The organism is Variimorphobacter sp. HTMS_6, assembly GCF_059717775.1.
This window is the reverse complement of sequence record NZ_AP046094.1, coordinates 1,210,497-1,228,935: the sequence shown is the minus strand read 5'-3', so window position 1 is coordinate 1,228,935 and position 18,439 is coordinate 1,210,497. Positions and strand designations below refer to the sequence as shown.

Here is an 18,439-nt window from a genome sequence, read left to right as displayed (position 1 = left end):
TTATAATATAGAGTTGAATTTTTAATACTACTATCAATAAATAGTACGAACTATATTATTTTATCATATCACACTCAAATCATATGATGCTTTTATAATTGCTTTATCAGCAATTCCGCAAGATAATAAACAATCGGTGCAGTAAATATAATACTATCAAATCGATCTAAGATTCCACCATGTCCTGGAATCAGGGTTCCATAATCTTTAATATCATGATTACGTTTAATCGCAGAAGCGGCCAGATCACCGATTTGTGACAGAACACTGGAGGCAGCTCCTATCACACCGAATACCAGCGGAGGATTAGCGATTCCATGAATCCAAGGTCGTAAAATCATCGCGAAGAGGCATCCAAGTAGTGCTGCACCAAATACCCCACCAATGCATCCCTCCAAGGATTTCTTCGGGCTTAACTTCGGAGCTACTTTATGCTTTCCAAAGAGCATGCCGGTACAATAAGCAAAGGTGTCAGAACCCCAGGCACCGATAAATATCAACCAAACTAATATCTCACCGTTATCCAGGATACGAACTTGATATATGTAAGACAGCATGACACAGACATAGAACAAGCTTAAAAATGCCGTTGCGATCTGCTCTGTTTTGTATTTGGGGAAACCGAATACATACGCAAACATCAATAACATCAAAAATACAACAAACAGCATTGTTTCATACTGCTGAAGCTTCAAATAAATCAACAGATAAAAAACTATGCCAGCTAAATAAGCCAAAATTCCCGGAAAGGATTTATGAGTGTTAACTACCCTATTCAATTCCATCGTTCCAATCATAGCCACGATAAAGAGAACACCAAATAATAATTCTCCCCCGAGAATGACCACCGATAATGCAATTGCTAATAAGATAATACCGCTGATTAATCTTGTTCGAAACATAGTATTCCTCCAAATGTATAATTAGGTGATAGCACCAAATTTTCTATTTCTACTGCTATAATATTCGATTGCTTTTTGCAGTTCCTTTTTATTAAAATCCGGCCACAATACATCTGTAAAGTAAAACTCCGTATACGCTAACTGCCACAATAAATAATTCGATAATCTTTGTTCCCCGCTTGTCCTAATCAAAAGATCCGGATCAGGAATGCCCTGAGTATCTAAATATTTCTCAAATAAATTCTCATCTATATCGTTAACTTGTATTTTTTCCTCTTTTATCTCTTCCGCTATCGATTTTATAGCGCGAACAATTTCATCCCTGCTTCCATAATTAATCGCCACTTGAAAATTCAAACCCGTATTATTTTTTGAAGCTTCCTCTAAATTTAATATACTTTTCTTAATATCATCATTTAATTTTGACTTATCTCCAAGTACTCGGATACGCATATTGTTTTTTGTACTTGTTTTAACACTGGTTTCAAGATAGGTCTGAAGCAATTTCATTAAAGCATCTATTTCATCCTTTGGTCTTTTCCAATTCTCAGTTGAAAAGGCATATACAGTCAGATACTGTATCCCCATCTTATAAGCAATTTCACAAATCTTTTCAACGTTTTTGCTGCCTTGAGTATGGCCAACATTCCGAGGTAATAATTTTTTCTTTGCCCATCTACCATTACCATCCAGAATAATAGCTACGTGCTTGGGCACATTTAACTCATTATCTTGCATAATCTACTCCAATCGATTCTTAAAAATGTATAAAAGGTGCCTCATAAGGCAGTATTCTTCTTTACCATAGTAAAACACGAATAAACCTTTTGAAACACCCATGACTTCAAAATTTATACAGTAAGAATCTCTTTTGATTTATCGTCCATAATTTTTTCGATTTCACTAACATAACGGTCAGTAATCTTTTGAACCTCATCTTCAAGACGCTTAAAATCATCCTCTGAAATCTCACTGGATTTGCTTAATTTTTTAAAGGATTCATTTGCATCACGTCTTACATTTCTAACTGCAACTTTAGCACTTTCTGCTTTTTTCTTAATATCCTTAACCAATTCTTTTCTTCTGTCCTCTGTTAATTCAGGGAATACAAGACGAATTACCTTTCCATCATTGCTCGGTGTTAAACCCAAATCAGAATTAATAATCGCTTTCTCAATATCCTTGATTAATTTGCTCTCCCATGGCTGAATCTGGATGACTCTTGCCTCAGGTACGGAAACATTTGCAACCGATTGAAATGAGGAAGGTTGTCCATAATAATCCACCCTTAATTTATCTAGAAGGTGTGGGTTTGCTCTTCCGGCACGAATGGTAGAGTAATCTTCCTTCAGTACTTCAATTGATTTTTGCATTTTTGAATTAAATTGTTCTAGTCTTGCATCCATTTTCATCCCTCCAACTATATTAAATCTTTATTCCCTATATGCGAATTGATCGTTCAACTCGTTTTATGATACGGTAACTTTAGTTCCGTTCGACTCACCCTGCGCTGCTTTTACAATGCTGTTTTCTTCGTTCAACCCAAAGAGCAATAATGGCATCTTGTTCTCAAGACATAGAACGGTTGCTGTGAGATCTACTACTCCAAGCTTTTTATCAAGCACTTCCTGAATTGATATTTCATCATACTTCTTCGCTTGTGGATTTAGCTTTGGATCGCTGTCATAAACACCATCAATTGCTTTTGCATTCAATATGATTTCACACTCCAATTCAACTGCACGTAAAACAGTAGCTGTATCCGTGGAGAAATAGGGGTGACCCGTACCACCTGCTAAGAATGCCACTCCACCCTGTTTCATGCAATTTAGTGCATCATCTTTTGAAAAAAGCTTTGTCATACTGCCACATGCGAACGGAGTATATACTTCAGTTTTCATACCAACATGGCGAAAAATCTCGGATACATAGATACAATTCATAACGGTTGCTAACATTCCGATTTGATCCGCTTTCGTACGGTCGATTGTTTCGCTTGTTCTTCCTCTCCAGAAATTACCTCCACCGATCACGATGCTGACCTGGATTCCTTCCTCCACAAGTTTCTTCACTTGGTTCGCTACACCGATACAAGTAGCTTCACAAAAACCGGTCTTTTTATCGCCAGCCAAAGCCTCTCCGCTTAATTTTAAAAGTACTCTTTCATATGCTTTCATTCCGTAATTGCCTCCATGATAAATCATCTTCTAAACATTCCTATATAATTTACCACAAATCCATTACCAATACTAGACTAAAATTTTATCTTATTCAAAGATATTGTCCACATTTATTTCGGAATAGCTTAAGGAACAGAAGCCTTCAATTACAGCACCGTTATTAATCTGAACGGATTTTGCTTTGATATTACCTTTAATGATAGCAGTTGAATCAATAACGATTGGTCCATTAACATCGATCTCACCTTTAACAGCACCAGCGATAACGCCTGACGTGCCTGTAATATCACCTAATACCACTGTTCCAAGGCCTACTTTTACACTACCCTCACTAATGATGCTTCCTTCAAGTCTATCTGTATTCACATACACTTCAGCTGCTGAAGTATTACCTTTTACTTTACCGGTAATTGATAATTTGCCCAAACACTCTACATCACCGTTTACAGTACCTAATACATCAAGTGCACCATCGGAAGAGATACTACCGTTAATAACAGTACCCTTTGCAATTACTGTGATTTCATCTTCAGATACGGATGCTACTCTAGGCTTTGGAGCTTCTTTCTGGGAGATTTCTTCTTCCTTTGTTTCTGCCTCATCTGCATTTAATACATCAAATAATTCTAAATCTACGTTATCTTCCATCGTTTCATCCTCTTTTTCATTTATTTCATTGGTATCTTGTACCAAAAACTCCGTGCTGTCCTCAAATTCAAAGTGATCTTCGTTTTTATCGTCAGCTGGTGTTCCTTCTTCATTGTCTAGTTCTTCTTCACTGTTTAACTCTTCTTCACTATTTAACTCTTGTTCACTATTAAATTCTTCTTCATCATTTAATACTTCTTCTGTTAAATTATCCTCTTCCTCAAAAGTATCTACGTTAATTTCTTCCTCATCACCCTTCGCTGAGTCCTCTTGAGCGAATTCCTCTAGCCATTCCTTCATCTTTTCACTATCAGCCTCATGATTCATATCAAGTGTATTAACGATTTCTTCTGATTCAGAATCCTTCTGGTTTGCATTGTCGTCCGGTAATAGTTCATTAACGGCCTGTGAAAAATCATTTTTAAATTCCTTGAAAAACCCCATATTTGCAAATACCTCCCTAAGATTTAATTATTTATAGTATTAGCCTTAATCATTTGAATTGGTGGAATTTTTTCATCTAAAGGCAAGATTTGTGCTCCACCTGCAGTTAGTGCATCCAGAAGTTGTTTTAATGAATCTACTGTCGCTTTCTTTTGATTCGTATCATGCATCAATACGACTGAATTTTCGCGATTTGCTACACCATCTAATATATTCTTCACAAGTTGCTTCTTTGTATACTTTATATTTGTTGCATCACCGTTCACGACATTCCAGTCAAAATATACAATGGATTTCTTATTCAAATATTTAATAAATTCATCCATTCCATGATCATTAACCAAGTTGCCGCTTCCCCCTGGAAATCGGTAAATTTTAGGCTTGTATCCAGTAGTATCATATAACAAATCCCATAGTTTTGTAAAGTCTTTATCAAAATCTTCTACTGATTTATATATAAGATTATATTTGTGTGAATAGGAATGCATACCGAGTGTATGTCCATCCTTTACAATCCTTTTGTAAATCGCTTTTGAAGATTTATCTGTTTTACCAATCACAAAGAATGTTGCTTTAACATGGTATTCATCAAGAATATCCAAAATCTCATTCGTATACTTGCTTGGACCATCATCAAAGGTCAGATAAATCTTTTTCCCTCTATATATCCCCGAGTTTTTTTTATTATTCTTTGAATCTTCTTTCACACCCTTATTCGGCTTTTCTGATTTCGCATCATCCTTTAAGCCTTTATCTACCTTCGTGTCAGTCTCAGATTTCGAATCCGTCTCATTGCCTTCTTTAATATCAGTATCTGCAACTGATTGTGGATTATCCTTACTTTCATCGGAAGCATCACCTTTCACCGCAGCATACGCTAAGGATTTATCGTGATTTTGAGACGTTTTATGTTCATTATGTATTGCCGCCAACTGGTCAACTTCCTTTTGCAAACGGCTAACTTTAAGACCTAAAAAGACACAAAGTATCGTCGGTATTAAAATCAAGGCTACAACAATAACGATTATACCGACTTTAATACGATTTATTCTCTTTCTACGTTTTTGTTCCATCGTCTGTTTTGTTATATTTAAAGTAGGACTATTATTTATATTTTTATTTTGCATCTTATTATCATTATTTTCCAAGTGATCACCCCTAGTAATATATCATCACTATTTTATCATATTATGATATAAAATAACATATTAAATCAAAATAAATCTGCAATCGACATCTTTTATTTTTGATTATTTCTCTTGATAATAATTATTATTCCATAAAAAGAGAAACCTCTAAATCGAGGCTTCAGTCCATCAATTTAGAGGTTCTACATATATCCAATTATATACTGAAGCAATTTAAAATAGATACGGCAACATAAATATCATTAATATTAATCCATAATCAAGTACCATTTATTTTTTAATATATGATGTCCACCCACTATATACCTTGGTTTTTCCTACCCATCTATACGCTCTTACTTTATAGGAATATTTTTTATTTTTAGTCAAACCTGAAACGGTATATGACAATAATTTTGTAGCTTTTATTATTCCTTTATCGCTCCTGTATATCTCATATCCGTTCGCTCCGTTGACCTTATTCCACGTGAGCTTTATACTTGAGGAGCTTAGTTTAGCTGCCTTTAATTTAGTAGGTACAGACAGAATTGGTTTAGCACTAACCGCTGCAGTATAATTACTGTATACTTTTGTAGTTCCGGCAAATTTATATGCTCTTACCTTGTATGAATAAGTTGTTCCGGTGGCTAATCCAGTATCAATATAGGACAAGAACTTTGTATCTGACACTTTAATATATTTTTTACTGGTTGCGCTATACCGGTATACTTCATAACCCGTTGCTTGATTTGCTTTATTCCAACTCACCTTAACACTGTTATATCCATTGCTTGCAGCATTTACCTTTACAGGAACTGACGGAGTAATAATTATCCACTTCGCATATAGTGTTGTACTTGCTGTGACCTTATTGACTGCAAAATTCCAAGCAATTTTACATGATGCATCCTTATACCAGCCGCCAAAGACATATCCGCTCTTTGTCGGTGTTTTCGGAACTGCCACCAGTCCATAATAGTTTATACTCTGGCTTGATACCAAACTTCCACCTTGGCTGTTAAATTTAACTGTATATTTATTAATTGTCCATTTTGCATACAGCGTCGTGCTTGCAGTAACTTTATCGGCCAAGAAGTCCCATTCAATTTTACAGGTTGCATCCTTATACCAACCGTCAAACGTATATCCGATTTTTGTCGGTTCTTTCGGAGCTTTCAGCAAACTATCGGCATTTACAGTGATAGGATTTACCCCACTTCCGCCCTGGCTATTAAAGGTAACTTTGTATTGCGAAGGTGCAGGCGGAGTATTCGTGAACTGGAAATTATCCATATACATGGTACCGGCGAAATCACAATCTCCATCTGCAACAACTACGGTAATATCACGTAAAAGAGTATCCGGAGCGAATACCTTTCCATCTGCAAGATTATCTAAATCAAAGTACACTTTAAACTTGTATAATCCATCCGCAGTCTTTGTCATAGAAGTAAGCTTTGTTAAATCAATATTATATGTATCCTTTACTTGCGCCCAATAACTAAGTGATGGCGGAGCAAATGCCAGATTAATATTCAGTGTTCCCTTCGTGGCTTTGGTAGGCTTTATAAAGAAGTCAAAGGAGACATATTTATTGGTTGCTCGGGTTGTATTAATTCCTGCGAGTATTAGTCTGGGTGAAACAGACCAAGGATCGGAAGGCATAACATCGGGATATTGCGCATCCCAGGATATCGCTTTGGATCCATTCGCTTGTTTAATGGTTAATGATCCTTTTATACCGGACGCAGCATCCCAACTCCATCCCTGTCGCGTTGCATCCTCAAAGGTTGACGCAAGTGTTGGTGTTCCTAACGGATCGTGTGTTATTACCGGGCTCGTATCTTCACGGCTTCCAGATACCGAGATATTATCAAGTGATATATTATTAATGTTACTTCCTACAAACAATATGATATTACTCATAATGTGATCCGTAGGATCATCCGCAATTGTCTGTAGATTCGGTGTGTCAACACCCGTCATCGTAAGGGTCGCTTTATAGCTACCATCCTTTTGTAAAATAAAATCAGCAGGGGTTACCTGTATCGCTTTGGTTGGATTAGCCCAACCATGCGTACTGCTTTGCGGAATTGCGGCAATGGAAACCGTTCCGGGAGATGCAGCGATAACATCCATGGTTATCTTTTGTGCTCCCTTAATATCCGGCTTTTGACTTGCTCCATCTGCAGATAATCTGACATTAGCCCAGTAGTTTCCTTCCGAGAGATCACTACTCGAATTAATTCCCGTAAGTTTTAATGCATTATTTTCATTTGCTATCCCTATTCCGCTTTTAATTGGGCTATCGTTATTGTATCCAAACCCCTGTGTTGTTCCGTCATTAAAATCCCATACATTTGTGGTATATGCATTTCGATCAAGCGGTTGATACGCAATACCTTTGATACGAGCTCGTACATATTCACCGGATTTAGTCAGTTCCTTAATTGACCATACATGATCATCACCTGGATTCAGGTCCGTAGCATCTGTCTTTCCACTTTCATACGCAACAAAAGCTGCTGAGGTTTCTCCCTTATTGCTTAATGACCAATCACACCAGCTGATATTATTCTCATTTAAGAAATTCAGCCAATTATCCGCATCATCAAGAAAAGGTCCGCCGGTTCCGTCCGCATTACTACTTCCCCACTCTGTTACAAACACAGCCGCACCATGTTTGATTGCATATCTTGTATTACTCATAACATTATCTCGATCTGTATCCACCGCCAACGGCTTATGGGTTCCGGAATAAAAATGTACCGCATATGCTGTATTGCCACGTATATCATAGATCGGATCATCCGCTGCTAAGTCAGGACGTTGACTCCAGTTTGGACTTCCAAGGATAATCAAGTTTCGATTGCCATCATTCCGGATCATCTGTATAATCGGTTCGGCATAGGATTTCACTTTTTGCCAGCCGGCTGCATTATTAGGTACGCCAGGTGCATTGCTATTTGGCTCATTGGCCAATTCATAAATAATATTCTTTACACCCGGGTAATTATCAGAGATTTGCTGAAAGAAATCTTTCGCTCCCGAATATACATTTGCAGTAGGATCACCGGGTGTAAGAACATGCCAATCCACAATTACATACATATCATTTGCTATCGCAAAATCAATTCCCTTTTTAACTGCCGCAAACATACTCGTAGGATTCGTCGCATAACCACCTTCTCCAACATACACAGCAAGGCGAATTACATTACATTCCCAGTCGTTTGCAAGAGCCTTAAATGCATTATCATTCAGTATCCCCGGATACCATTGTAAACCGTGTGTACTCATTCCTCTTAATTGGATGGGGTCTCCATTTTTATCACACAAAGTTGCTATACCATTTTTTTCAAGAATCTGCAGCGCACCTGCAGTAGATGGTTTTTTCACATTTGTATTTCCAAGTAGATTAGGATATGTAGATTCTCTGTTTGTTGAACTCGTAGTCGTATCTGCCGCCAATGCATTTACGGGTACGAATGACATCACCATAGTAATTATCGTTACGATAGCAAGAATCCTGTTTTTAATCTTTCTAAACATAAAAACCTCCCCATACCTTATTAAATTTTTGACTTTGCAACATTGCAATTTATACCTGTCCCATTTCCGCCTTTACTACTATTGCCCCCTTCCTTTCCTCTTTTAGATACTTCATCTTTTAGATACTTTGTCTTTCATTTACTTTGTCTTTCATTTACTTTGTCTTTCATTTACTTTATCTTTTGCAACTTTAAATTGATTTAATAATAAGTATATATTTTACATACTTAAGTCACTTGTTTATTCTTAATATTATCGCTTGTACACAATTGCTCTTATATTATATGGGAATCCTATTGCCATTTAGTAATTATTTCCATGTGTTTTAATATCATTTCCATGTCCTATATTATTTTTGTTAAATTCTATTTCTAATATTCCGTATTTATTCAAAGGAATCCCCAAAATTAGCGTCAAAAAAACTGCTGGCATAAATGCCAACAGCTTTTAATATTTTATAAACTATTTATTTCTTTATTGCAAGATTAGTTACCCATTTGCTTTGCAACTTCTTCTGCAAAGTTCTCTTGCTTCTTCTCGATGCCTTCGCCAGTTTCAAAACGTACGAAACGCTTGATAGCGATTGGAGCACCAACTTCTTTTGCTACATTAGCAAGGTACTGACCAACGGTTAAATCGCCGTCTTTTACGTATACCTGATCAACTAAACAGAATTCCTTTAACTCTTTGTTTAAACGACCTTCAAGCATCTTCTCGATGATGTTTTCAGGTTTTTTGGAATTAGCAGGATCGTTCATGATCTGAGCTTTTAAGATTTCTTTCTCATGTGTGAGGAAGTCTGCAGAGATTTCGCTCTTATCAACATATTTAGGAGATAATGCTGCGATCTGCATTGCTACGTTTTTCGCTGCTTCTTGAGTTGCTTCATTGTTAACAGTAGATTCTACTTCAACTAAGATACCGATTCTTCCGCCGCCGTGGATATAGGAACATACGAAACCGTTCTCTGCTTCCACTTTTTCGAATCTTCTAACTGTCATGTTCTCACCGATTACAGCGATTAAGGAAGATAATTCTTCTTTCACTGTCTTGGATGCATCAAGATCCCATTTCTCAGCAAGGAATGCTTCAATATCAGCTGCACTTGTTTTAGCTGCCTGAGCTGCAACACCTGCTACGAATTCTCTAAATTTCTCATTTTTAGCAACAAAGTCTGTCTCGCTGTTAACTTCAACGATGGAAGCTACCTTACCATCAGCGCTTACATTAACATCAACAACACCTTCTGCTGCGATTCTGCCTGCTTTTTTCTCAGCTGCAGCAAGTCCTTTTTCTCTTAAGAACTCAACCGCTTTATCCATATCGCCTTCTGTAGCTGCAAGAGCTTTCTTGCAATCCATCATACCTGCACCGGTCATATCTCTAAGATCTTTTACCATTTTAGCAGTAACTTCCATATTAACCTCCATCTATGTGCTTTACACATATTATAATAGAATGTAAATGTGAATTTATCACAAGTCACAAAACTGCGACCAATTGTCTATATTGTTCCAACATTTGATGTCAAACGTTGTTTAATACGCTTTTATACTCTTCAAGTACCCCACTCAAAAAGCAGGGTACTTGGAATAAGCTTTATTAAGTCTTGAATTATTCAGCTACTGCTTCTTCAGATACTTCTGCACCTTCAGCGTCAGTTAACTGAACACCCTGATTAGCTTCGATAACAGCATCTGCCATCTTGGATACGATTAATTTAACCGCTCTAATCGCGTCGTCATTACCAGGAATAACGAAATCTAATTCTTCCGGATCACAGTTTGTATCCGCAATACCGATTAACGGAATACCAAGTGTATGAGCTTCCTGAATACAAATTCTTTCTTTTTTAGGATCTACTACGAAAATAGCATCCGGAATCTTCTTCATGTTCTTGATTCCGCCAAGGTTTTTCTCAAGTTTCTCCCACTCTTTTTTAAGCTGGATAACTTCTTTTTTAGGAAGTACTTCAAAAGTACCATCCTCTGCCATTCTCTCGATATCTCTTAATCTTTTAATTCTGCTTGTGATGGTCTTGAAGTTAGTTAACATACCACCTAACCATCTCTCATTTACAAAGAACATACCGGAACGCTCTGCTTCAGCCTTAACAGCTTCCTGAGCCTGCTTCTTAGTACCTACGAAAAGAATTGAACCGCCTTCTGCAACAACATTCTTGATTGCAGCATAAGCTTCATCAACTTTACCTACAGATTTCTGTAAGTCGATGATATAGATACCATTTCTCTCTGTGTAGATGTACTCCGCCATTTTAGGGTTCCATCTTCTTGTTTGGTGTCCGAAATGTACACCAGCTTCCAATAACTGTTTCATTGAAATAACGCTCATAATTGACCTCCATTTGGTTGTTTTCTTCCGCATACTTCATATTCTTATAGACCTCTTGCTCATCGGCACCACTATAAGGATCCATATGCGTGTAATTTGCCTTCAGAATTATAACATACTAATGATGGTAATATCAAGTACTATTTTTCATTTCATATTAAAATCGGACAAATACTATCTAATTTATACAAACATCAATTATTAGTATTCATTCTTCTAGGTATTTTAATGTGATAAATTTTTAATTCACAGGTTCCATTTTTAACAATATTACATAACTCATTTTGTACATGATAAAGCTCCAAACCATCACGATTACAGGTGAGCTACACAACAAAACGAATATTAATTGATCAGTCACCTGAACTCCTAATAAGATAAGTACCTGATAAGTGCTATAGCAAATTACAGTAGGGATAATTGTACATACAAGCGAAAGAATTCGCGCCTTCTCTGTACCAAACTTAAATAAAAGCGGTATGGACATGCTTCCAATCACCACTGCAATAAGTAAACTTACTACCGAAACACATACTAGTGAGATTATTCTTGTAGCATCACTGATATTAATTTTATGAGAAATGACTCCACCCACAAATCCTAAAATAAGCCCACTAACTGCTCCAGTGAATGAAAATACCAAGAGTACAATAAATTTGCTTAAAACGATATCCTTCCTAGTAATCGGCATAACAAGCGCATACTTCAACCACTTGGATTGATCATCAAAGCTAAAAGTTGTCATCACCATCATACTACATAAGATTCCACTGGTAATAATATAAGTCTCGGCGTTACTAAATGGAATGAAAAAGGCTGCCAGTACGATTAGCATAAGTAGCATGGTTCTCCCATTATGCCCAATATTATATAGATCCTTCAGAACTAAGCTTTTCATATTATCTATCCCCCTTAACATACATCAATAAAATGTCGTCAATCGAAGCATCATCTATTATCGCTGACTTATACTTACGACGTGCATTTTCTTTATCAGCAATCAATACATTCCATTGGTAATCACTTTTCCGGTAGGCAAGTATTTCTGATTTATCAATGGAGTCGAACATCGCTGCACCGCAACGAATAATTCCATAATTATAACGCAGCTCATCCTTTGATTTGCAAAAAAGTACTTTCCCGTGATGTATGAAGGTGATATAATCTGCCACCTTCTCCAAATCAGTTGTAATGTGGGAGGACATCATGATAGAATGATTTTCGTCCTGAACAAAATCAAGAAAAACGTCCAAAATATCATCTCTCATAATTGGATCAAGGCCACTGGTCGCCTCATCGAGTATCAACAGCTTAGGCTTGTGTGAGAGAGCTACTGCGATACAAAATTTCATCTTCATTCCTTTCGAAAAGGTTTTGATTTCTTTATCTCTAGGTAGCTGGAATTTCTTTAAATATTCTTTGTAGATAGAAGCATCCCATTGTTGGTAAGCCGCAGCCGATACTTTTCCTATTCTTTCCGGTGTAAGTGTTTCATAGAAGTTGATACCATCAAACACGACACCAATGTCCTCTTTTAGTTTCTTTGGATTGGAGGATAATTCCTCACCCCAGAATTTGATTATTCCATCATCCTTACGAATAAGATCCAGTATGGCATTAATTGTTGTACTTTTGCCCGCACCATTTTCCCCGATCAGTCCCATTATAGAGCCCTTCGGGATAGAAAAAGATACATGGTCTAACAAAAAATCAGGATACTGTTTCGTTAAATTCTCGACCTGTAATATTGATTCCATATTATTTATCCTCCTCATCATAAAACATGGTCAAAAGTTCGATCATTTTATCAACCTTAATACCACTGTTACGTGCTATATCGACTGCTGCTTGAAGATGTTCTTCTGCCTTGCGTTGTTGTTCTTCTTGAAAAAAATCCTTGTTCAACGCTGATACGAAGCTTCCTCTTCCAACCGTGGTTTCGATAAACCCATCACGTTGTAAATCTTCATAAGCCTTCTGTACCGTAATCACACTTACGTGAATGGATTTTGCTAATGCTCTCATTGACGGAATCGGATCACCGGATTTCAATTCTCCGCTCATGATCATCGCTTTTATCTGTGAAGTGATTTGCTCATAGATTGGTTTACTCGTATTGCTACTGATAATTATTTCCACATCATCCCACCTTTGTATCTTAATGTACTCATTCAATAAGTACATTATAGTTAGGTTAAGTACATTTGTCAATAATAATTATAATATATCATCTTTATCAATGGCAAAAAAAGGAGACATCACCCTAAGTAAAACTGCAAAGAGTGATGTCTCCTTTTAATTAAAACTCTATATTCTTACTCTATCCACATTTCTATTTTGTAATCCTTCGAATGATTTCATCATAGGAGGCTCCCTTTGCAATCGAATAATATCCTACTCGAATTACACTGGCCTTCCCTTTGTTAATAATATAATCATTAAAGCTGTCCGCATTTTTGATCAATCCTGCTTTTTTTAGCGTCCATGCCACACTATCCGATGTCATTCCTTTTTTGATGGAGAAGGAGGCTGCTACCGGTTTCGTTGTAGGCGTTGGCTTTTTTGTAGGAGTTTTTGTGGGTTCTTTCGTAGGTTCAGCCGTAGGTTTTGACGTCGGAGCCTTCGTCGGTTTAGCAGACGGTGATGGTACAGGCGTCAGTGTTACTTTCATCTTATCCAGTGCATTATGTAATTCATCATCTGTTTCATCTTGTAACTTCATTCCAAGTTTTTCTGCACGTTGTATTATTTCCTGATCCGTCATCTTTACCTTGCCAAACGAAAGCAAAATAGTCGTTAAGCAAATTCCTATCCCAAGGCCCCTCATATAATATTTTAATTTCATATCTTATACCAAGCCTTTCATTACTTATTCGCTTTGAACAAATCAATTACTAATTTTACTTCACCCTGACCCAGATCCAATTCCTTCGATATATCTACAATTGATTTACCTTGTTTATATAATTCCAAGATAAGTGTATTATTATTTGCATCCATATCCTGCTCAGACGAGTCTTTATGAAGTTCTTTTATATCGTTTAATGTATTTGAACGGTTATCAATGCGATCTGCTTGCGTAATTACCGTTTGATGGCTTTTTGATGAATTTGTTTCTGTAGGAATCGATATATTTGCTATCGTTTCACTTGCAATCTTTTTTGAGGTGTTTACTTCATGTACTGTTGATTTTATTTCCTTTTCTTTATCGTTTAACATATTGTACAAAAATATTACTTCTTCATGGTTTCGATTGATTTTCTCTAATATCTGGTCTGAAAATTCATTTACTGCAATGATTTTTTCATTTGATATCTTGCTTAATGTATCATCCGCGCGAACAATTACCTCTTCACTTGCCTCTGATATCATCTCGTCGATTTTTTCCCTAATTTTATTTTTTTGAACATCTGTTAATTCATTATCAATCAAAAAATCAAAACCAGGAGCTTTTGATATATTATTTTGTGATTTGTCTACCACAAAACAACTAATCACTATGGTTATGATACCAATGATAATTAGAGCTATTTGCAATGTCATAATGCCTCCATAATCAAATCAAAATATCAATACCACCTTGATATTGCTGTTCCTTTGATTTGTTTTTATCTTCTTTTTCACTATTTTTCTTTTTATTATTAGAACCTTTATATTCATTATTACCCTTTTCTTTTGCGTCATAACGATATTCGTTATTATCAGATTTCGCAGCCTGAGTAGGTTTTTTCATATCCTGCTGAATCATCTGCTGAAAAGATTTGCCGAGTTGGTCTTGCGCTTGTTGGCTTCGTTGATTCTCAATGTGTTTAATCTGAGATACTTCCTGAGTTCTTACAATATCGATTCGATTAATTGACATAACTACCTCCAATCTGTCACAAGACAAACTCCTTATTACTTAAGCAAATGGCATGATTTTTATATCAGCTCGTTCTCGAATGAACCTGCTATATTTAATCTCTTCCCGTACAAAATATACCACATTTGAGATTACAATCTTCGTACCGGGATAAACACTGTCCGATACCTTTATCATACCGGATGCATTCGCATTATCCATCTCTATTTTTAATTCCTCACATCGTTTTCTGGCTTCTTTAAGCTCTGTTTCCAACGTAATATTATTCTTGGTAACTTGAATAAGCAGATCCTTCTTCTCTTTATCTAAGACGGCGCCCTTGTCCAATTTATTACGAATAATAGCCAAGGCCTGTGTAAGCTTTTCTTTATCCTTCATCATAACGGTGATCTTTTTCTCTAGTTCACGATATTCCTGTGCAATACTAGGATCAATTCCAACCTCAAGTAATGTTGTAGTCCCCATATGGGATCCTGCAGTCTTTACTGATATATTTGTAGCAGAGCGTATCTCTCCTCCGGTAACAAAGCCTCTTTTACCGCCAACTATGATATCACCTTTCGCAGAGACTTTACTATGAAGGATTGATTCAGTAGATACATAACCACCGGCAAACACCTCTGAGTTTTCTAAAAACTTCGTGATGATATTCCCTTTTGCCTTGAGAACCCCTCGATTCATCCCTTGCATTCCACGTTTTAATATAATTTGCCCCCCGGCTTCCAAATATGCGCCTTCTACTACACCGTTTACCTCGATGTCTCCTTTGGCCCTTACTGTAAATCCAGTAATTACATTACCACGGATCAATACATTACCATCGTAAGCGATATCACCTGTCGAAGCATCCACATTCGCCGGTACTTCATAAGTGTCGGATACAAATACTCTCCCATCTGTCAAACTTACATGACCACTGACAGAGGAATACATCTTAAGTCCATCCTCGGATAAAAACACATTATTACCATGGCGCATTACTTTATTATTCACCTTTGCAGGTCGAATTACATTACCGCATACATCAATACCCGGTTTTCCGTTATCCACCGGCGTAAGTTCCGCCAACAAATCTCCTTTACTACAATGACTAATAATATCAAGCTGATGGAAATCCACTGTTCCATCTTCATTTCTTTTTGGTTTCAAAGTAAGATCTGTATTAAAAAAGTAAGTAACGTATGCATCCTTACCCTGAGCAACCGGAGTGGCCTTCGCCAGATAATAATCCGTACAATATTCCCGATTCGTCAAGAATTCATTAATGACCTGATCATCTAAACCATACTTTATTCCTGATCCAACCAAAGCACGAACAATATCTTCTTTCGTCATTTTTGAACCATTATTAGAGGGCGGATAGAATCTTCCCTTTGCGTATGTTTTCTCACTATTAACAAATATACTTACACTTTCACTAATTGGACCGATAACCGCAGAGGTTATTTTCAACTCTACAGAACCGCTTAACATGGTAAGAGCCCTTCCAATTGCAATTTTATCAAATTCATAAATTTTATGATCGCTCAGATACGTATTAATTTCATCATAAAAAACGGCATCTCCGCCTTCCTGTGCTTCATGAATGATTAAATATGTACCATCATTTTTAATTAATAACTGGAAGTACCCATTCTTACCTTTCATTTTAGTAGCCCCCCTAATATAGTATCCATTTGTCTAGTTAATCTATCTACTTATTAATTCCTTAATAACTAGTTAAAAGTTCTATATTATTCCCCAGCTTTATTTTCATTTTTTGTAACGCTTTCGTGTGTAACTGGGATATCCTAGATTCTGAAACTTCTAAAATCCGGCTTATCTCCTTTAAAGTTAATTCTTCGTAATAATACAGAATGATAACTTTCTTTTCCTTTTCAGTTAATGTCTCCAGCGTCTGTATTAAAATGTTTTTTAACTCCTGTTTTTCATATATGCGCTCCGGTCGGTCATAATCTGAGGTCAGATGTGATTCCATCTTACTCTCAGTACTACCCTGATCCATAAACTCATCCAACGATATAATATTGGTTACCTTCGTCTGATTCTGCCAGGTATCCAACTCGTCAACAGTGATTTCAAGCTCAATCGCAATCTCTTCATCACTTGCCATACGTCCATACTTCAACTCAAGATTCTGGCAAGCCATATCAATTTTACGTTGTTTTTGTCTGATGCTTCGGGGAATCCAATCCATCTTCCGGATTTGGTCTAAAATAGCACCGCGTATCCTTAAAGATGCATAAGTTTCGAACTTAACCCCTTTAGTATAATCGAACTTATCCACAGCGTCAATCAAGCCAAAAGTACCATACCCTACCAAATCATCGTATTCCACATTATAACCCAGATACATACTTAGGCGACCTGCAACCATTTTGACCAATCCTGCATATTCAATTAAAATTTTTTCTTGAAGCTCCGGTGCTCTTTTTTTGGAATAATCTTCCCAAAGCTTTTGCTTATTTTCAGCGTCCATAATTCCTCCTGAAACTTAACAGATATTGATGTAAAATCTTTTGATCTACATACGATCCAATTGAAAGTATCACTTTGAATCATTATTCGATTCCGGTTGTGGTATCTCTTCCTGGACTTCTTCTGTTTTTATATTTTTCTGCTTTGGTGTTATTATATTGGTAATCACTGTTCTGGTAATCAACCCTATGATATAAAATATGATAATTACTAACAGTAATCTTTTTAACCCGGTTAATATGTCAATATTAATCACTATATTGATTACACTTGTAATCGCTGCTGCAATAAGTACAATAAAAGCCGGTATATATCTTACTTGCATATTGACCTCCCTCTATATTCTTATACATGCATCCCACCTGTATAACGAAAGAAGAAATCAATTCGTTCCTAGATAAAATCAAATCAATTTTTTCTCTTTTCCAACGGATTTTATTAGTAACATCCCTGTATCAGGATAAAATTCGATGGTACGACCATAATTCAACCCTGTATCTTCGGCTTTAATAGAGATGCCGAGTTGCTGTAATTTCAATTTAGTCGCTTCGACATTACGATCACCAATTCTCATCATTTCATTGTTGTTACTAAATGCAAACATCTGCGCTCCGCCTGCAATCTTCGCAATTAATGTTCTACGTTCCGCACCTATTTTAGTCATTTCCAGTATTAACGCATCTATTCCTGTGTCTGCAAATTTTGCTTTATTTTCGTTGTTCAAAATCTTTGTGCTGTCAGGAAGCATAATGTGTACCATCCCTGCTATTTTTCTCAGCGGGTCATGAAGGACAATTCCGACACAAGAGCCAAGTCCAAGGGTTGTTATCACATTCGGCGCGGTACAAACATTCAAATCGGCCATCCCGACCTTAATCATTTCACCCATGTATT

Annotated in this window: 19 protein-coding genes; all 19 read right to left on the bottom strand. The window is 36.6% G+C overall.

Annotated features, from left to right (window positions below; all coding sequences use genetic code 11):
- Positions 1–92: 92 nt before the first annotated feature.
- The 19 genes from AC6IWN_RS05460 to AC6IWN_RS05370 all read right to left on the bottom strand — a co-directional run bounded on the left by AC6IWN_RS05460 (position 93) and on the right by AC6IWN_RS05370 (position 18,434).
- Positions 93–902 carry a phosphatidate cytidylyltransferase gene (locus AC6IWN_RS05460; RefSeq protein WP_497991360.1) on the bottom strand — a complete coding sequence of 270 codons (810 nt, stop codon included), beginning with the start codon at positions 900–902 and terminating at the stop codon, positions 93–95.
- Positions 903–923: 21 nt separating this feature from the next.
- The gene (uppS, locus tag AC6IWN_RS05455) at positions 924–1,640 is read right to left on the bottom strand and encodes an undecaprenyl pyrophosphate synthase (protein WP_497991359.1); all 717 of its coding nucleotides are present in this window, start codon (positions 1,638–1,640) and stop codon (positions 924–926) included.
- 113 nt (positions 1,641–1,753) lie between these two features.
- Positions 1,754–2,308, bottom strand: a complete 555-nt coding sequence (gene frr / locus AC6IWN_RS05450; RefSeq protein ID WP_497991358.1) for a ribosome recycling factor — start codon at positions 2,306–2,308, stop codon at positions 1,754–1,756.
- A gap of 63 nt (positions 2,309–2,371) precedes the next feature.
- Positions 2,372–3,079 carry a UMP kinase gene (gene pyrH, locus AC6IWN_RS05445; RefSeq protein ID WP_497991357.1) on the bottom strand — a complete coding sequence of 236 codons (708 nt, stop codon included), beginning with the start codon at positions 3,077–3,079 and terminating at the stop codon, positions 2,372–2,374.
- Between the two features lie 90 nt (positions 3,080–3,169).
- Positions 3,170–4,174 carry a bactofilin family protein gene (locus tag AC6IWN_RS05440; RefSeq protein WP_497991356.1) on the bottom strand — a complete coding sequence of 335 codons (1,005 nt, stop codon included), beginning with the start codon at positions 4,172–4,174 and terminating at the stop codon, positions 3,170–3,172.
- 23 nt (positions 4,175–4,197) lie between these two features.
- Complete coding sequence (locus tag AC6IWN_RS05435) at positions 4,198–5,322, bottom strand: polysaccharide deacetylase family protein (protein WP_497991355.1); 1,125 nt, start codon at positions 5,320–5,322, stop codon at positions 4,198–4,200.
- Positions 5,323–5,592: 270 nt separating this feature from the next.
- Positions 5,593–8,853, bottom strand: coding sequence for a carbohydrate-binding domain-containing protein (locus AC6IWN_RS05430; RefSeq protein WP_497991354.1), 3,261 nt, complete (start codon positions 8,851–8,853; stop codon positions 5,593–5,595).
- A 485-nt stretch (positions 8,854–9,338) separates the two neighbouring features.
- On the bottom strand, positions 9,339–10,271 hold the full coding sequence (gene tsf / locus AC6IWN_RS05425; protein ID WP_497991353.1) for a translation elongation factor Ts: 933 nt from the start codon (positions 10,269–10,271) through the stop codon (positions 9,339–9,341).
- Positions 10,272–10,467: 196 nt separating this feature from the next.
- Positions 10,468–11,205, bottom strand: a complete 738-nt coding sequence (gene rpsB, locus AC6IWN_RS05420; protein WP_497991352.1) for a 30S ribosomal protein S2 — start codon at positions 11,203–11,205, stop codon at positions 10,468–10,470.
- A 241-nt stretch (positions 11,206–11,446) separates the two neighbouring features.
- Positions 11,447–12,103 (bottom strand): ABC-2 transporter permease, encoded by a 657-nt coding sequence (locus tag AC6IWN_RS05415; RefSeq protein ID WP_497991351.1) that lies wholly within the window; start codon positions 12,101–12,103, stop codon positions 11,447–11,449.
- 1 nt (position 12,104) lies between these two features.
- Positions 12,105–12,962, bottom strand: a complete 858-nt coding sequence (locus tag AC6IWN_RS05410) for an ABC transporter ATP-binding protein (RefSeq protein WP_497991350.1) — start codon at positions 12,960–12,962, stop codon at positions 12,105–12,107.
- Position 12,963: 1 nt separating this feature from the next.
- Positions 12,964–13,344, bottom strand: coding sequence for a GntR family transcriptional regulator (locus tag AC6IWN_RS05405; RefSeq protein WP_497991349.1), 381 nt, complete (start codon positions 13,342–13,344; stop codon positions 12,964–12,966).
- Positions 13,345–13,537: 193 nt separating this feature from the next.
- The gene (locus AC6IWN_RS05400) at positions 13,538–14,050 is read right to left on the bottom strand and encodes a hypothetical protein (RefSeq protein ID WP_497991348.1); all 513 of its coding nucleotides are present in this window, start codon (positions 14,048–14,050) and stop codon (positions 13,538–13,540) included.
- Between the two features lie 20 nt (positions 14,051–14,070).
- The gene (locus tag AC6IWN_RS05395) at positions 14,071–14,748 is read right to left on the bottom strand and encodes a DUF6115 domain-containing protein (protein WP_497991347.1); all 678 of its coding nucleotides are present in this window, start codon (positions 14,746–14,748) and stop codon (positions 14,071–14,073) included.
- A gap of 13 nt (positions 14,749–14,761) precedes the next feature.
- Positions 14,762–15,067 (bottom strand): hypothetical protein, encoded by a 306-nt coding sequence (locus tag AC6IWN_RS05390; RefSeq protein WP_497991346.1) that lies wholly within the window; start codon positions 15,065–15,067, stop codon positions 14,762–14,764.
- Positions 15,068–15,106: 39 nt separating this feature from the next.
- A complete protein-coding gene (locus tag AC6IWN_RS05385) occupies positions 15,107–16,714 on the bottom strand; it encodes a flagellar assembly protein A (RefSeq protein ID WP_497991345.1) in 1,608 nt (535 codons plus the stop codon).
- Positions 16,715–16,775: 61 nt separating this feature from the next.
- Positions 16,776–17,546 carry a FliA/WhiG family RNA polymerase sigma factor gene (locus AC6IWN_RS05380; RefSeq protein WP_497991344.1) on the bottom strand — a complete coding sequence of 257 codons (771 nt, stop codon included), beginning with the start codon at positions 17,544–17,546 and terminating at the stop codon, positions 16,776–16,778.
- 69 nt (positions 17,547–17,615) lie between these two features.
- On the bottom strand, positions 17,616–17,870 hold the full coding sequence (locus AC6IWN_RS05375; RefSeq protein ID WP_497991343.1) for a hypothetical protein: 255 nt from the start codon (positions 17,868–17,870) through the stop codon (positions 17,616–17,618).
- A 78-nt stretch (positions 17,871–17,948) separates the two neighbouring features.
- Positions 17,949–18,434 carry a chemotaxis protein CheD gene (locus AC6IWN_RS05370; protein WP_497991342.1) on the bottom strand — a complete coding sequence of 162 codons (486 nt, stop codon included), beginning with the start codon at positions 18,432–18,434 and terminating at the stop codon, positions 17,949–17,951.
- Between the last annotated feature and the right edge of the window lie 5 nt (positions 18,435–18,439).

What these genes read in the sequence shown, in the direction of transcription:
- AC6IWN_RS05390 (WP_497991346.1), bottom strand. Translation starts at nt 15,067, where the DNA reads ATGTCAATTAATCGAATCGATATTGTAAGAACTCAGGAAGTATCTCAG.
- AC6IWN_RS05385 (WP_497991345.1), bottom strand. Translation starts at nt 16,714, where the DNA reads ATGAAAGGTAAGAATGGGTACTTCCAGTTATTAATTAAAAATGATGGT.
- AC6IWN_RS05415 (WP_497991351.1), bottom strand. Translation starts at nt 12,103, where the DNA reads ATGAAAAGCTTAGTTCTGAAGGATCTATATAATATTGGGCATAATGGG.
- uppS (WP_497991359.1), bottom strand. Translation starts at nt 1,640, where the DNA reads ATGCAAGATAATGAGTTAAATGTGCCCAAGCACGTAGCTATTATTCTG.
- AC6IWN_RS05380 (WP_497991344.1), bottom strand. Translation starts at nt 17,546, where the DNA reads ATGGACGCTGAAAATAAGCAAAAGCTTTGGGAAGATTATTCCAAAAAA.
- frr (WP_497991358.1), bottom strand. Translation starts at nt 2,308, where the DNA reads ATGGATGCAAGACTAGAACAATTTAATTCAAAAATGCAAAAATCAATT.
- AC6IWN_RS05410 (WP_497991350.1), bottom strand. Translation starts at nt 12,962, where the DNA reads ATGGAATCAATATTACAGGTCGAGAATTTAACGAAACAGTATCCTGAT.
- AC6IWN_RS05395 (WP_497991347.1), bottom strand. Translation starts at nt 14,748, where the DNA reads ATGACATTGCAAATAGCTCTAATTATCATTGGTATCATAACCATAGTG.
- tsf (WP_497991353.1), bottom strand. Translation starts at nt 10,271, where the DNA reads ATGGAAGTTACTGCTAAAATGGTAAAAGATCTTAGAGATATGACCGGT.
- pyrH (WP_497991357.1), bottom strand. Translation starts at nt 3,079, where the DNA reads ATGAAAGCATATGAAAGAGTACTTTTAAAATTAAGCGGAGAGGCTTTG.
- rpsB (WP_497991352.1), bottom strand. Translation starts at nt 11,205, where the DNA reads ATGAGCGTTATTTCAATGAAACAGTTATTGGAAGCTGGTGTACATTTC.
- AC6IWN_RS05460 (WP_497991360.1), bottom strand. Translation starts at nt 902, where the DNA reads ATGTTTCGAACAAGATTAATCAGCGGTATTATCTTATTAGCAATTGCA.
- AC6IWN_RS05430 (WP_497991354.1), bottom strand. Translation starts at nt 8,853, where the DNA reads ATGTTTAGAAAGATTAAAAACAGGATTCTTGCTATCGTAACGATAATT.
- AC6IWN_RS05440 (WP_497991356.1), bottom strand. Translation starts at nt 4,174, where the DNA reads ATGGGGTTTTTCAAGGAATTTAAAAATGATTTTTCACAGGCCGTTAAT.
- AC6IWN_RS05375 (WP_497991343.1), bottom strand. Translation starts at nt 17,870, where the DNA reads ATGCAAGTAAGATATATACCGGCTTTTATTGTACTTATTGCAGCAGCG.
- AC6IWN_RS05400 (WP_497991348.1), bottom strand. Translation starts at nt 14,050, where the DNA reads ATGAAATTAAAATATTATATGAGGGGCCTTGGGATAGGAATTTGCTTA.
- AC6IWN_RS05370 (WP_497991342.1), bottom strand. Translation starts at nt 18,434, where the DNA reads ATGGGTGAAATGATTAAGGTCGGGATGGCCGATTTGAATGTTTGTACC.